We start from the raw sequence: 15,673 nt of genomic DNA on the forward strand, positions 1-15,673 counted from the left end.
CTGCCATGGACGTCAACGAGATTCCGGATCAGCGCTACACGACGACGTGGACCGGCGGACGCGGTGAAGTCCGGTTTCTGCCCCGTACCGATGGGTCGCGGTTGCGGTACTTCACCGCGGGAAGCGGGCCACCCCTGGTATTGCTCCACACGGTCCGCACCCAGCTGGACTACTTCCAGCGGGTCATTCCCGGGCTGTGGGACGACTTCACCGTCTACGCGCTGGACTTGCCCGGCATGGGGTGGTCCGACATCGTCCCCGGTGCCCGATACGGCGAAGCCGAACTACGCAGCGCTGTAATCGAATTCGTGACATTACTGGAGCTGCACGGCGTCACCCTGGCCGGCGAGTCGATGGGAGCGGCTCTGTCGCTGCTGGCGTCGGTCGACCTGGCGGACAACGTCAGCGCGGTGATCGCCTTCAACCCCTACGACTACCCGAGCGGCCTGGAACGCGGCAACTGGTTCGCCCGTCTGATCGCAACGTCCGTCCGCATGCCAGGCATCGGCCCGATCTTCGCCCGGCTGGAGAATCAACTCATCCTGGGCGGCGTGCTGCGCGGCGGCTTCGCCGAACATCACGCGCTGCCGAACGACTTTCTGCGCGAGCTGCGGCGCAGCGGCCGCCGGCGCGGCTATCCGAGGGTGAATCGGGCCATCATGCGCAACCTCACCGAGTTCATGGCGGCGCGCAGCCGCTATCCGGAAGTGCGCGTGCCCGTCACGCTGGTCTATTCCGCTCAGGATTGGTCGCGGGTGGCCGAGCGGGAGCACGTGGCCCGCCAGCTCCAGGTCGAGGCCAGCACGGTGCCCGGCGTCGGACACTTCTCCGCGCTGGAACGCCCCGCCGAGATGGTTCGCGTCGTCCGGCGGGTGGCAAGTATGTGAGTTCGCTGGCGACCTGCGGTCAAGCATGGTGGAGTGGTATCGCCCAACTACTCCTACAGTGAGGATCCTCGGTGCTGGGTCTGCCAGAGAAGGTGCGTGCTTGCCTGTTCGACCTCGACGGGGTGCTGACCGACACCGCAAGCGTGCATACCAAGGCCTGGAAGGCCATGTTCGACGCTTACCTGTCCCAGCGCGCCGAGCGCACCGGGGAGAAGTTCGTGCCCTTCGATGCCGCCGCGGACTACCGGACATACGTGGACGGCAAGAAGCGCGAAGACGGGGTCCGGTCGTTTCTGCACAGCCGGGGAATCGAACTGCCTGACGGCGATCACGACGACTCCGGCGATGCCGAAACCGTTTACGGTCTGGGCAACCGCAAGAACGACATGTTCCAGAAGGTGCTCGAGCGAGACGGCGTCGAGGTGTTCGACGGGTCGCGGCGCTACCTGGAGGCGGCCTCGGCCGCGGGCCTGGGCATCGCCGTCGTGTCGTCGAGCGCCAACACCCGCGAAGTGCTCGAGATCACCGGGCTGGAGCGGTTCGTCCAGCAGCGCGTGGACGGGGTGACGCTGCGGGAGGAACACATCAAAGGCAAACCCGCGCCGGATTCCTATCTGCGGGGGGCGCAGCTGCTCGACGTCGCCCCCGATGCGGCCGCGGTGTTCGAGGACGCTCTGTCGGGGGTGGCAGCAGGTCGTGCCGGTAACTTCGGCTACGTGGTGGGGGTCGACCGAGTCGGCCAGGCCGAAGACCTGCTCAAGAACGGCGCCGACGTCGTGGTCACCGACCTCGCAGAATTGCTGGGGAATTCAACCGAGGTCAAGCCATGATCACTCAGGAAGCCTTCCCGGTCGAACCGTGGGTGGTCCGCGAGACGCGGCTCGACCTGAACCTGATCGCCCAGTCCGAATCGCTCTTCGCCTTGTCCAACGGGCACATCGGGCTGCGCGGCAACCTCGACGAGGGGGAACCGTACGGCCTGCCGGGCACCTATCTGAACTCGTTCTACGAGATCCGGCCGCTGCCCTACGCCGAGGCCGGCTACGGCTATCCGGAGGCCGGTCAGACCATCGTCGACGTGACCAACGGCAAGATCATCCGGCTGTTCGTCGAGGATGAGCCGTTCGACGTCCGCTACGGCGAACTCGTCTCACACGAGCGCGTGCTCGACCTGAAGGCCGGGACGCTGACGCGCAACGCGCACTGGCGATCACCGGTGGGCAAGGAAGTCAAGGTGACGTCCACCCGGTTGGTCTCCCTGGCCCACCGCAGTGTCGCCGCCATCGAGTACTGCGTCGAGGCGGTCAACGAGTTCGTCCGTGTCACAGTGCAATCCGAGCTCGTCACCAACGAGGACCAGCCGACGACGTCGGCTGACCCCCGGGTGGCGGCCATCCTGGAAAACCCGTTGGAGGCCGTCGAACACGACGAGACCGACTGCGGCGCGCTGCTGATGCACCGGACCCGGGCGAGCCAACTGATGATGGCCGCGGGAATGGATCACATCGTCGAGGTGCCCGGACGGGTCGAGGTCACCAACGACGCGAGTTCCGACTTGGCGCGCACCACCGTGATCTGCGGGCTGCGCCCCGGCCAGAAGCTGCGCATCGTCAAATATCTCGCGTACGGCTGGTCCAGCCAGCGCTCCCGGCCCGCGCTGCGTGACCAGGTCGCCGCGGCGCTGCACAGCGCCCGCTACAGCGGGTGGGACGGGCTGCTGAAAGCCCAGCGGGAATTCCTCGACGACTTCTGGGAAAACGCCGACGTCGAAGTCGAGGGCGACTCGGAATCCCAGCAGGCGGTGCGGTTCGGGCTCTTTCACCTCGTGCAGGCCAGCGCCCGGGCCGAGCGCCGCGCCATCCCCAGCAAGGGGCTGACCGGAACGGGCTACGACGGCCACGCCTTCTGGGACACCGAGGGTTTCGTGCTTCCCGTGCTCACCTATACGCTGCCGCACGCGGTCGCCGATTCGTTGCGCTGGCGGGCGTCGACGATGGACATGGCCCGGGACCGCGCGAAAGAACTCGGCCTCGAGGGTGTGAGCTTCCCGTGGCGGACCATCCGCGGCCAGGAGTGTTCGGGTTACTGGCCGGCCGGCACCGCGGCCTTCCACATCAACGCCGACATCGCGATGGCCTTCGAGCGCTACCGCGTCGTCACCGGCGATCAGTCGCTGGAGGCCGACTGCGGCCTGAAGGTGCTGGTCGAGACGGCTCGGCTGTGGATGTCGCTGGGGCATCACGACCGCCACGGCGTCTGGCACCTCGAGGGCGTCACCGGCCCCGACGAGTACACCGCGATCGTGCGCGACAACGTCTTCACGAATCTGATGGCCGCGCACAACCTGATGGTCGCCGCCGATGCGTGCAACCGTCACCCCGAGGCGGCCGAGGCGATGGGGGTCGACCACGAGGAGACGGCCTCCTGGCGGGATGCGGCCGACGCGGTCAGCATTCCCTACGACGAAGAGCTCGGCGTCCACCAGCAGTGCGAGGGCTTCACCAAGTTCGCGGAGTGGGATTTCGAGAAGAGGCACAAATATCCGCTGCTGCTGCACGAACCGTATGTGCGGCTCTACCCCGCGCAGGTGATCAAGCAGGCCGACCTGGTGCTGGCCATGCAGTGGCAAAGCCACGCGTTCACGCCCGAGCAGAAGGCGCGCAACGTCGACTACTACGAGCGGCGCACGGTGCGCGACTCGTCGCTGTCGGCATGCTGTCAGGCCGTGATGTGCGCGGAGGTCGGGCATCTGGAGCTGGCGCATGACTACGCCTACGAGGCCGCGCTGATCGATCTGCGCGACCTGCACTCCAACACCCGCGACGGGTTGCACATGGCATCGCTGGCCGGCGCCTGGATGGCGATCGTCGCGGGGTTTGGCGGCCTGCGCGACGACGACGGCATCCTGGAGATCGATCCCGCGCTGCCCGACGGCATCACCCGGCTGCGGTTCCGGGTGCGGTGGCGTGCCTTCCGGCTGATGGTCGACGCCAACCACAACGACGTCACCTACACCCTGAGCGACGGGGACAGCGGTGAGCTTGCCATCCGGCACGCCGGTGAGGAGATCGTGCTCACGACGGACTCGCCGAAAACCATCGCGGTGCGTCAGCGCAAGGCACTGCTCCCGGCGCCGCCGCAGCCGCCCGGCTGCGAGCCCACGCACCGGCGGACGCAGGCCCACCAGCTCGGGAGCAACTAACCCGCAGTTACACCACCGGCGCGCCGTCTTCGGTTGCGGCAGAAACGATCTCGTTGTCCAGTAGCTCGACGATGCGCGCCGTAACCGCGGCCGCGGTGGGGTGTTCCCACAGCAGCGTCGGTGGCAACGCCAGCCCGGTCTGCTTCTCGAGCTGACGCCGCAGCGCGACCGTCATGATCGAGTCCACGCCGATTTCGACCAGCGGCATCCGGGGGTCGACGCTGTCGGCGGACAGGCCGAGTTCGGCGGCCACCGCCGTGAGGACCTGCTGGCGCACCCATTCCTCGGTGTCCATGTCGCCCGGGCCCACCGCCGCGAAATCCTGATGCTGCACAACGGAATCCGCGGCGACCGCGGCCGCGATGTCGGCAAGGATCGGCACGGACGTGGCCTCCGGCAGCACCGGCAACACCACCGGGTTGGCCTCCTGCGACCGCATCGCGACGTCCAGGGCACGCAATGCGTCGTCCGCGCCGATGGTGTCCATCCCCAGCGCATCCAGTTGCGCGGCAATGTATCCCGAGTCCGAGCCCATTCCGAGGCCGCGCCACGCGGTCCACGCCACACTCGTCGTGACGTCGCCCAGCGCGCGCCGGTGCCGGGCCAGCGCATCCAGGAAGGCGTTGCCGCAGGCGTAGGCCCCCTGCCCGGGGAAGCCGGCCAGGTATCCGCAGGAGGAATACAGCACCATCCAGTCCAGCTCCCCGGGCGGGAACATCTCGTGCAGGGCCAGCGCCCCGTCGACCTTCGGATGCATGGTCGTCGCGATCTCGTCGATCGTCGTATTCGCCAGGAACACACCGGCTTCCACGCCGGCGGCATGAATCACGCCGCGCACCGGCGGCAGGCCGGCCAGCACGGAGCGCAGTTCGTCGGCGGCACCGGGTGCGGCGATGTCCAGGGCGACCGAGTCCACCCAGACACCGCGCTCCTCGAGCGCGGACACCGCGCGGATCTGCGCCTGATTGTCCGCGCTCGCCCACTGCGAGCGTTCCGGCAGACCGGACCGGGACAACAACAGCACGCGGCGCGCACCCAGATCCGCCAATCGCTCGGCGACACGCAGGCCCAGCACGCCGGTCCCACCGGTGACCAGATAGGTGCCGGCCGGGCTGCATGCCATCGTCGGTCCGGCCGCGCCGACGATGTTCGCCATCCGCGCGGTCTGCGCGACGCCGTCGCGAACCACCACCACAGCGTGGCCGCTGAGCGTGGCCAGCGCACCCAGCGGCAGCCGGTCCTCGGCGAGATCGAGCACGCCACCCCACAGCATGGGGTGCTCGGCCGCGGCCACTCGCGAAAAGCCCCACAGTGGGGAACGGCTCACGTCGGCGCCTTCGTGCACACCGTGAGTCAGGGCCCACAGCCGCGACGAGATGCTTTTGCACAGAAGCTCTTTGAGCGCCTCCAGTACCGTGTCCACGGCTTCCAGAGGGCTCTCGGCGGCGCGGGGCAGCACCAGCACGACGGCCTCGGAGTCGAGATCGGCGGGGATGTCGGCGGGCGTGGCACATACCCGGTGGGCGACGCCGGCGGCTTTCAGGTCGCGTTGGCACCAGGCGCGAACGGCCGGATCGCCGCCAACCAGCATCACTTCGGCCGGTGCGGCCTGGACGTCGAAAGATGTTGGCTTCCAGTCGATTCGGTGCACCACCCGCGACACGTCGCCGCCGGTGTGCTCGAGTTCCTCGAACGTCATGCCGGTGATCTCCACCAGCGGCCGCCCGGTCAGCGACGCGATGGTCACGTCGGTGCAGCTGCCCCGATCGCGACGGCGAACGTGCAGTAGCACCGAATCAGACTGTTTGCCAAGGACTCTCACCCGCTCGATGCGAGCGGGCATGCGCAGCCGGGGCGCTCCGTCGAACACCGTGGACGCCACCGAGGTGGCCGCATCGATGAGCCCGGCCCACGTCGAGGGGTGCGACCCGTCCGGTTCGGCTCGCACCTGCGCCAGGAATTCGCCGTCACCGGCCCACAGATCGACGACTTCCCAGCCGAAACCCATCTCGGCGACACCGAGTTTCGCGAGCTTGTCCACCACGCTGTTCGGCAACAACTGCTCGGTGCAGCGGACCCGGATCGCGGTCTCGTCGAGCCGCGGCACCTCGCGGTCGTCGGTGGCGGCGGCGATCGCGGTGCAGTGCGTCAGCCAGCCACCGACGTCGGGGCCGTCCTCGTCGACCAGTCGGGTGGCGATCGCGAGCGCGCGATCCTGCAGCACCACCTGCACGTCGCGGGTGCGGCCCGGCGCAACGGGGGTGCGCAGATGCACCTCGGTCAGATCGGTTCCCACGGCCGTCAGGAACGTGTTGAGCAGCACCGCGGCCGGCACGATCTCGGTGCTCTGCACGGGATGGTTGCCGGGGTAGGGCCGGGTCGACATGTCCAGCCGGGTCTCCCAGACCGTCGCCGGCACCGTGCCGGTGACTTCGAGTCGGCCTCCGAGCAGGGTGTGGCAGTCGGCGTCGTGGACACCGCGGCCGGCGGGCGGCGCGCTCGGGATGCGCCAGAAGTCGCGGTGCTGCCACTGCGTGCCCGGCAGCTCGCCGGCCCACGGTGTGGCGGTGGTGACGCCGTCGCCGACGGGCGCGCCGTGGCAGTGCAGGGCGGCGACCGCCGCGGCGACCGAACGCCGTGCCGGTTGGTCACGGCGCAGTACGCCGACGGCCGCGTGCTCCTCAATATTCAAGTGCAGCAACGTTTCCGCGATGGAATGCGACACCACCGGGTGGGCCGCGACCTCGAGGAAGAGCCGGTGGCCGTCCGCGGCCGCCGCGGAAACCGCCTCGGCGAAGCGAACCCGGTCGCGCAGATTGGCGACCCAGTAGTCCGGTCCACGCGGCGCCGTGGACCGCGGATCGGCCAGCGCGGTGGTGTACAGCGGAATTTGGGCCGGCCGTGGCTTCGGCAGCGCACCGGTGAGCCGAGCCAGGTCGGCGGTGAGCGCGTCCATCGCCGGGCTGTGGAACGCGACGTCGGTTTTGACGCGGCGCACCATCAGTCCCTCGTCGCCCCAGCGGGCGGCCACCTCGTCGACGGCCGCGACAGTGCCCGACACCACCGTCGAGGTCAACGAGGCGCTGATCGCCGCCACCACGTCCGTGCGGGCGCCGAGCCGCTGTTGGGCATCGGCGAACTGCAGCGGCACCAGCGCCATCGCGCCTTGGCCCATCACCTTGCGGAACCCGCGGGCGCGGTAGCACGCCACGGCCGCGCCGTGCGCCAGGTCGAATACGCCCGCGGTCACACAGGCGGCGACCTCGCCCACGGAATGACCGATCACCGCGGCGGGTCGCACGCCGCGCTCACGCAGCACCGCGGCCAGGCCGACCTGCATCGCGAAGGTCAGCGCCTGCACCTGATCGGTGCCGCCCAGTTCGCCGGAGGTCAGCGCCTCGCGTGCCGAGAAGCCGAGTTCGGCACCGAAGATCGGATCGATCGCGTCGATCACGGCGGCGAACGCCGGTTCGCCGGCCAACAACTCCCTGCCCATCTGCGGCCAGTGCGAGCCGTGCCCGGAGAACACCCACACCGCGCCCTCGGACGCCTCGGCCAGCGCGGTGCCGCGCACCACCGCGCCGTCACGCTCGCCGGCGGCCAGCGTGTGCAGCCCACCGAGCAGTTCCCCGCAATCTTCGGCGAGCACGGCCGCGCGCACCGGTTCATGGCTGCGTCGGGCCCACAGGGTCGCGGCGACCTCGGTCAGCAAGACGTCGCGGCCGCCGAGGTGATCGGCCAACGCGGCGGCCTGCGCCGTCAGCCTGCTCTGCGAACGACCCGAAAGCGGAATCACCACCGGTCCAGTCATTTTCGTGTGCTGAGGCGCGGTCGCGGGCGGCGCCTCCTCGAGCAACACGTGCGCGATGGTGCCACCGTAGCCGTAGCTGCACACCGCTGCCCGGCGCGGGTGGTCAGGCCGCCGCGGCCAGGCCTGTGTCTCGGTCGGCACCCGCAGGCCGCTGCGGGCCCAGTCGACGCCGGGGGTGAGATTGCGCACGCCCGCCGTGGGCGGAACGGTCCGGTGATACAGGGCCAGGACGGCCTTGATCAGGCCGACGGCGCCGGCGCCGCCCTCGAGGTGGCCGGTGTTCGGTTTGACCGAGCCGACCAGCGCCGGGTCGTCGGCGGGCCGGACGGCTCCATACACTTGCGCCAGCGCCTCCACTTCCACGGGATCGCCTGTGGGCGTCCCGGTTCCGTGGGCTTCGATGAAATCGACGGTGGCCGGGTCGATGTCGCAGGACCGGCATGCCAGCCGGAACAGATCCGCCTGGGCGGCGCCGTTGGGTGACATGATGCCGACCGTGCGGCCGTCCTGGGCGACCGCGCCGCCGCGGACCACGGCCAGCACCCGGTCGCCGTCGCGGACGGCGTCAGCGAGGCGCTTGAGCACCACCACTGCCGCGCCCTCGCCGCGGCCGTAGCCGTCGGCGGACTCGTCGAAGGTCTTGCAGCGACCGTCGGGAGCCGTCGCGCCGGCCTGATCGAGCACGCGGGTCAATCCCGGACCGATCAGCGCGCTGACCCCGCCGGCCAGCGCCAGCGCCGTCTCGCCCGAGCGCAGCAGTTGGCAGGCCTGGTGCACCGCCACCAACGAGGCCGCGCACGCGGCGTCGAGCGCCACGCTGGGCCCGCGCAGATCGAGCAGATGTGACACCCGGTTGGCGATCCCGCACAGCGAGGTGCCGATCCCGGTCCACGCCTCGATACCGGGCAGGTCCTCCATCAGCAGCTTGCCGTAGTCGTCGGAGTTCACGCCCATCAGTACGGCGGTGTCAGTGCCGGCCAGCGAACGGGGCGGCACCCCGGCGTGTTCGAGCGCCTCCCAGCTGACCTCGACGGCCAGCCGCTGCTGCGGGTCCATCAGTTCGGCCTCGCGGGGAGAGACACCGAAGAACTCGGCGTCGAAACCCGCGAGGTTGTCGATGAACGTGCCCCAGGGGGTGGTGTCCCTGAGCACCGCGGCGTTGCGCGGGTCGCGCCACAGATAGGGCTCCCAGCGGTCGGCGGGCACCTCGCGCACCGCACTGCCGCCGTCGAGGAGGAACTGCCAAAACGCCTCGGCGGTGGTGACGTCACCGGCCAGCCGGCAACCGAGGCCGATGACGGCGATCGGTTCGGGTGTCGCGCTGCCGGTCACACTCGGTGCCGAAAGTTGGTCATCAGGGCCACCATTCAATGTCATGTCAGTTGGTGCGTCGTTCATGCCCGTGTCAGGCTGACGACGATTTGCTTTTTGTCCACCTTGCCCACCGCTGTTTTGGGCAGTGAACGCATGGCTTCCAGTACGTCGGGCTTGGCATGGACAGAGACGCCACGGCCATCGAGAAATCCGTTGAGCTCGGCCAGGGTAACCGGTGTGCCCTTGAAAACAACTGCCGCACAGATCTTTTCGCCGAGATACTGATCCGGTAGTGCGACGGCCGCCGCGTCGGCCACGGCGGGATGGGCATGCAGGTGTTCCTCGAGGTCGGACGCCGAGACGGTCTCGCCGCCCCGGTGGATGACGTCCTTGATCCGGCCGGTGACTTCGACATATCCGGCCCGTGGGCCGTCGGCGAAGATCCGCACCCGGTCGCCGCTGCGGTAAAACCCGTCGGGGCTGAAGGAGCGGGCGTTGGCCTCGTCGGCGCGGTAGTAGCCGTTGATCGTGTACGGCCCGCGCACCAGCAGCTCACCCTCTTCGCCGGGGGCCACCTCGTCGCCGTTCTCGTCGACGACCCTCATCTCGTCGTCGGGCGACATGGGCCGGCCCTGCACGTTGTCCACCACCTCGGCGGGGTCGCCCGGGCGGGTGAAGTTCAACATCCCCTCGGCCATCCCGAAGATTTGCTGCATGCCCGCCGTCAGGTTCTCCCGGATGAACCGGGCCTCGTCGGGCAGCAGCCGCGACCCGCCGACCTGCACCACTCGCAGCGAGGTCGGCAGGATTGGTTCCCAGTCACAGGCCTGTGCCCACAGCTTGGCGAGCGCGTTGACCAACCCCGTGACGGTGACCCGGTGGCGGTCGATCAGCGCGAAGGCCGCCTCGGGGCTGGGGTCGTCGGTGAAAACTGTTCTGGCGCCCACGGTCATCGCGCCCAACAGACCCGGACAGGCCAACGGGAAGTTGTGCCCGGCCGGCAGCACCACGAGGTAGGCGTCGTCCCCGCTCATCCCGTACGCCGCCGCGCAGGCCGACGCGTTGTAGCGGTAGTCGTCGTGGGTCCGGGCGATCAGCTTGGGCAGCCCCGTGGTGCCGCCCGACACCAGCAGCAACGCGGGCAGCCCCGGATCCGGCGCCGGGTTTGCCCGGACGGCCGGGCCGGCGTGGTTCGCGACGTCGGACCAGGCCCGGAAGTCGCCCGGGTCGCCGTCGACCAGCACCCAGGTCAATTGCGGCCGCTCGCGCACCAGCGCGGTGGCCATCTCGCGGTAGTCGAAGCCGCCCGCCCTGTCGGTGATGATCATCCCGACCGCGCCGCTGACATCGGCGAAGTGACTCAGTTCGGCGGTGCGGTGGCCGGGCAGGCACATCACCGGCACCACACCCGCTCGCAGCAGCCCGAACAGCGCCAACGCGAATTGGCAGGAGTTGGGCAGTTGCAGCATCACCCGATCGCCGGCGACGAATCCGAGATCGATCAGGCCGCTCGCGATGCGGTCGGCCAGTGCGTCGAATTCGGCGAAGGTGTAGCTGACCCGGGCATCCGCGATGCCGCAGCGGTCCGGCCAACGTTGCGCGGCCTCGCGCAAGATCGAATCCAAGGGCAGCCCGGCCCAATAACCCGCCCGCCGATAGCAGTCCGCCCGGTCGCTCGGGAACGGCACGAATCCCGTTGCGAGGTCGATACTTTCGTGTCGTCCGACCTCGGCATCGGGATGAAATCCGGTGCTCATCGCGGTGGCGCCCTTCCGGGGTAAGTTAACTTAGAGAATCCTAATATAGGGTAGCCTCCACATAGTTAGGGCAGCCTTTACTAATTGCTGAGAGGTTTCACACAATGGGCCGCGGCGCGACAAGCTCACTCAGTGTCCGAGAGCAGGTCGCCGAGCTACTCGGCGTCACCCCCGACGAAGTGGACCCCGACGCCGACCTCATCGCCTCCGGACTCGACTCGATCCGGATGATGTCGCTGTCCGGCCGGTGGCGCCGGCAGGGCATCGACATCGGTTTCGCGGCGCTGGCCGAGAGGCCGACCGTCTCCGCGTGGACGCGGCTGGTCTCGGCGCTGCGCGAAAGCGCACCCAGCAACAGCGCACCCAGCGACAGCGCACCCAGCGAAAGCGCGCCCGGCCACGACGAGCCGCAGGCGACCGACGACGAGGGGCGCGAAACCTTCCCCTTGGCCCCCATCCAGCACGCATTGTGGTTGGGCCGCAACGAAGAACAGGCGCTCGGCGGCGTGGCCCCACACCTGTATGTGGAGTTCGACGGCGCCGGCGTCGACCCGGACCGGCTGCGGGTAGCCGCGGCCGCGCTGGCCCGCCGTCACCCGATGCTGCGGGTGGAGATCCTGCCCGACGGCACTCAGCGGATCACCGACCGCACGCTGCCGGTCGAGGTGGTCGACCTGCGTGACCTCGACGCCGCCGCGGCGCAGCAGCGGCTCGAGGAGATCCGCGACGCGAAATCGCATCAGATCCTGCACGGCGCGGTGCTCGACATCGCGCTGACGCTCATGTCCGGCGGCCGCACGCGCCTGCACGTCGACATGGACATGGCGGCCGCCGACGCCGTCAGTTATCGCAACTTCATGGCCGACCTCGCCGTGTTCTATCGCGGCGGCGAGCTGCCCGAGCTGGGCTACACCTACCGGGAGTACCGGGCCGCGCTGACGGCCGCCACCTCGGTGTCCGAGGCGGACCGGCAGTGGTGGGCCGAGCGGGTGCCCGACCTACCCGAACCGCCGTCGCCCCCGCTGGTGCCGTCCTCCGAGCAGGCCAATCCGCGCCGCAACATCCGGCTCTGGCACTACTTCGACGCCGACGTTCGCGAGGCGCTATTGGCCGCGGCGCACAAACGCGGCGTCACCCCCGCGATGGCGATCGCCGCGTCCTACGCCGGGACGCTGGCGCGCTGGTCCACCAATTCGCGGTTCCTGCTGAACCTGCCGATGTTCGGCCGCGAGCCCTTCCACGCCGATGTCGACAAGCTCGTCGGCGACTTCACCACGTCGCTGATGCTCGACGTCGACCTCACCGAAGCGCCGACCGCGGCGGCCCGGGCCCGCGCCCTGCAGGAGTCGCTGCACGCCAGCGCCGCGCACTCCAGCTACTCGGGGCTGTCGATCCTGCGCGACCTGACCCGGCACCGCGGCGTGCCGACGCTGGCGCCGTTCGTCTTCACCAGTGGGCTCGGACTCGGTGACCTGTTCGACGGCGAGGTCACCGAACAGTTCGGCAAGTGCGTCTGGCACATCTCGCAGGGGCCGCAGGTGTTGCTGGACTCCCAGGCCACCCCGTTCGACGGCGGCCTGCTGGTGAACTGGGACGTGCGCGCGGACGCGTTTCGGCCGGGCGTCGCCGAGGCGATGTTCGCCTACCACGTCGCCGAGCTGATCCGGCTGGCCCACGACGACGACGCCTGGGAGGCGCTCGACCCGCCCGCGCTGCCGGATGAACAGCGCGCCCTGCGCGCCAAGCTCAACGGCGTGACCACGGTGCCGAGCGCAGAAGCGTTGCACGACGGCTTCTTTCGCTCCGCGGCCGCGCACCCGGATGCGCCCGCGGTGTACAGCAGCCTGGGCGACCTGACCTACGCCCGATTGCGCGAGCAGGTCCTTGCCGTCGCTGCGACATTGCGGGCACGCGGGGTCGGACGCGGCGACGCGGTCGCGGTGTTGGGCCCCAAGACCGCCGAGCAGATCCCGGCGCTGCTGGGCATTCACGCCGCCGGCGGTGTGTACCTGCCGATCGGCGTCGACCAGCCGGCCGATCGCGCCGCACGCATCCTGGGCGGCGCGGGCGTGCACTCGGCGCTGGTGTGCGGGCCCCGCACACCCGGGCTCGACGAACTGCCGGTGCCCGCGCTGACCGTGTCGGAGGCCATCGCGCAGGGCCTGGCTCTGGCCGCCGGCACCGAGCCGGCCGCGACCGATCCGGCCGACGCCGCCTATGTGCTGTTCACCTCGGGCTCCACCGGTGAACCCAAGGGCGTGGAAGTCAGCCACGACGCCGCGATGAACACCGTCGAGTTCATCAACTCCCACTTCGAGATCGGCGCCGACGATCGGTGCCTGGCGCTGTCCACCCTGGAATGCGACATCTCGGTGCTGGACATTTTCGGCATGCTGCGCGCCGGCGGCTCGATCGTGGTGGTGGACGAGGAGCAGCGGCGCGATCCCGACGCCTGGGCCCGGATGATCGAACGACACCGGGTCACCGTGCTGCACTGGCTGCCCGGCTGGCTCGAGATGCTGGTCGCGGTGAACTCGGGACGGATCTCGTCGGTGCGCGTGGTGCCCACCGGCGGCGACTGGGTGCGTACCGAGATGGTGCGCGCGTTGCGTGCCCAGGCACCGCGGGTCCGCGTCGCCGGCCTCGGCGGCGCCACCGAGACGGCCATTCACAACACCATCTGCGAGCCCGCGGAATTGCCGAAGCATTGGGCCGCGCTGCCGTTCGGCCACCCGCTGCCGAACAACCGCTGCCGCGTCGTCGCCGCCGACGGATCCGACTGCCCGGACTGGGTTCCCGGCGAGTTCTGGGTCGGTGGGCGCGGCATCGCCCGCGGCTACCGCGGCAGGCCGGACCTGACCGAGGGCAAGTTCGTCCAGCATGACGGCGAGAATTGGTATCGCACAGGCGATTTGGCGCGGTACCTGCCGGACGGAACGCTGGAGTTCGTCGGGCGCGCCGACCATCGGGTCAAGATCAGCGGGTATCGGGTCGAACTCGGCGAGGTCGAACGAGCGCTCGACCGATTGGAGCCGGTGGACGGCGCCGTCGCCGCGGTGATCCCGGTCGCCGGGCACACCGGGCGCGAGCAGCTGGCGGCGCTGGCCCGGGTCACCGATCCCGCGCTGACACCGTCGCAACTCATGGCCGCGGTGGCCGGATTCGTTCCGCCGCACATGGTTCCGGACCTCATCGTGCTGGTCCCCGAGATCCCCTACACCGTCGGCGGCAAGATCGACCGGAAGGCGGCGGGCCGGCTGCTCGCGCGTGCCGCGCAGGAGCGGGCCGCCGACACCGGGACGGGCCGGCGCGCGGCGTCGACACCGCTGGAACGGGTGCTGGCCGCTATCACCGCCGGGCTGCTCCGGGTCGAGGCGGTGAGCGCCGACGACGACTTCTTCGGCCTCGGCGGAGATTCGGTGCTGGCCACGCAGCTGGTCGCCCGGGTGCGCGCCTGGCTGGACACCCCCACCGTGATGGTTGCCGACATCTTCGCCGCCCGCAGTGTGGCGGCGCTGGCCGCCCTGCTTCAGGGCCGCGAACCGGGCAGCGACCGACTGGCCCAGGTGGCCGAGGTCTACCTCGAGGTGGCGGAGATGGAGCAGCACGAGGTGGCCTCCGCGCTGGACTCCACCGCGTCCTGACAACGGGCAATTTCCCCGAATTTCCTGACTGACCTGCTGCTTTGCGGTGGAAATTTTCATGCATACGCCCCCTTGCCGAATCTGTATACATTTGACTACACTCAAGGTTAGTCAACTGACTACACCCGATGTTTCAGGCAAGGACGACAGACATGACAAACCAGATAACCGTCACCAAGCTGGGCAGCCGGATCGGTGCCCGGGTCGACGGGGTGCACCTCGACGGCGACCTCCACCCGGCCGCCGTCGAGGAGATCCGCCGGGCGTTGCTGACCCACAAGGTCATCTTCTTCCGCGGTCAGCACCACCTCGATGACCAGCAGCAGCTGGCGTTCGGTGGGTTGCTGGGCACCCCCGTCGGCCATCCGGCCGCCGGTGCGCTCGCGGCCAAAGGCGCGCCGGTCGTCACGCCGATCAACTCGGACTACGGCAAGGCCAACCGCTGGCACACCGACGTGACGTTCGCCGCGAACTACCCGGCGGCCTCGATCCTGCGGGCGATCACCCTACCCCGCTACGGCGGATCGACACTGTGGGCCTCGACGGTGGCGGCCTACGACGACCTGCCCGAGCCGTTGAAGTGCCTCGTCGAAAATCTGTGGGCGGTGCACAGCAACCGCTACGACTACGTGCCCGCCGAAGCGGTCCTCTCGATGAGCGACGCGCAGCGGGCGTTCCGGCAGGCGTTCGAAAAGCAGGAGTTCCAGACCAAACACCCGGTGGTGCGAGTGCATCCGGAGACCGGCGAGCGCGCGCTGGTCGCGGGCAATTTCGTGCGCAACTTCGTCGGCCTGGACAGCCACGAGTCAAGCGCACTGCTGGAACTGCTGCAAAAGCGAATCACCAAGCCCGAGAACACTATTCGCTGGCACTGGGAAGCCGGTGACGTTGCCATCTGGGACAACCGCTCAACCCAGCACCGGGCGGTCGATGACTACGACGACCAGAAGCGGCTGATGCACCGGGTCACCCTGATGGGCGACGTGCCGGTCAACGTGCACGGCGAGCGCAGCATGGTGGTCACGGGCGCGCCGCTCGAGGTACTCGCGAGCTAGCCG

General features: G+C 69.5%; 6 protein-coding genes and 1 pseudogene. 5 read left to right on the forward strand and 2 right to left on the reverse strand.

The features are described 5' to 3' along the window. Positions 1 to 5 precede the first annotated feature (5 nt). The 3 genes and pseudogenes from SKC41_RS02000 (at position 6) to SKC41_RS02010 (ending at position 4,089) form a co-directional block, all read left to right on the forward strand. Positions 6 to 887 (forward strand): alpha/beta fold hydrolase, encoded by an 882-nt coding sequence (locus SKC41_RS02000; protein WP_330976093.1) that lies wholly within the window; start codon positions 6 to 8, stop codon positions 885 to 887. A 25-nt stretch (positions 888 to 912) separates the two neighbouring features. Then, a pseudogene (locus tag SKC41_RS02005) lies at positions 913 to 1,717 on the forward strand (beta-phosphoglucomutase family hydrolase). Further along, positions 1,714 to 4,089 carry a glycoside hydrolase family 65 protein gene (locus tag SKC41_RS02010; RefSeq protein WP_330976094.1) on the forward strand — a complete coding sequence of 792 codons (2,376 nt, stop codon included), beginning with the start codon at positions 1,714 to 1,716 and terminating at the stop codon, positions 4,087 to 4,089. Before SKC41_RS02005 ends, SKC41_RS02010 begins: the two are co-directional and overlap by 4 nt. 7 nt (positions 4,090 to 4,096) lie before the next feature. Here the strand turns inward: SKC41_RS02010 and SKC41_RS02015 are convergent, their stop codons facing one another. Continuing rightward, complete coding sequence (locus tag SKC41_RS02015; protein ID WP_442931530.1) at positions 4,097 to 9,298, reverse strand: type I polyketide synthase; 5,202 nt, start codon at positions 9,296 to 9,298, stop codon at positions 4,097 to 4,099. After that, complete coding sequence (locus tag SKC41_RS02020; RefSeq protein ID WP_330976095.1) at positions 9,295 to 10,971, reverse strand: (2,3-dihydroxybenzoyl)adenylate synthase; 1,677 nt, start codon at positions 10,969 to 10,971, stop codon at positions 9,295 to 9,297. Before SKC41_RS02020 ends, SKC41_RS02015 begins: the two co-directional genes overlap by 4 nt. A gap of 104 nt (positions 10,972 to 11,075) precedes the next feature. On the opposite strand from SKC41_RS02020, the gene SKC41_RS02025 reads away from it, so the two are divergent. Continuing rightward, positions 11,076 to 14,615: a non-ribosomal peptide synthetase gene (locus tag SKC41_RS02025; protein WP_330976096.1), complete on the forward strand. Its 3,540-nt coding sequence runs from the start codon at positions 11,076 to 11,078 to the stop codon at positions 14,613 to 14,615. A 152-nt stretch (positions 14,616 to 14,767) separates the two neighbouring features. Beyond that, entirely contained in the window at positions 14,768 to 15,670 is a 903-nt protein-coding gene (locus SKC41_RS02030) for a TauD/TfdA dioxygenase family protein (RefSeq protein ID WP_330976097.1), read from the forward strand. The last annotated feature ends 3 nt before the right edge of the window (positions 15,671 to 15,673 follow it).

It is taken from the genome of Mycobacterium sp. 050128, assembly GCF_036409155.1.
GTDB lineage: Bacteria > Actinomycetota > Actinomycetes > Mycobacteriales > Mycobacteriaceae > Mycobacterium.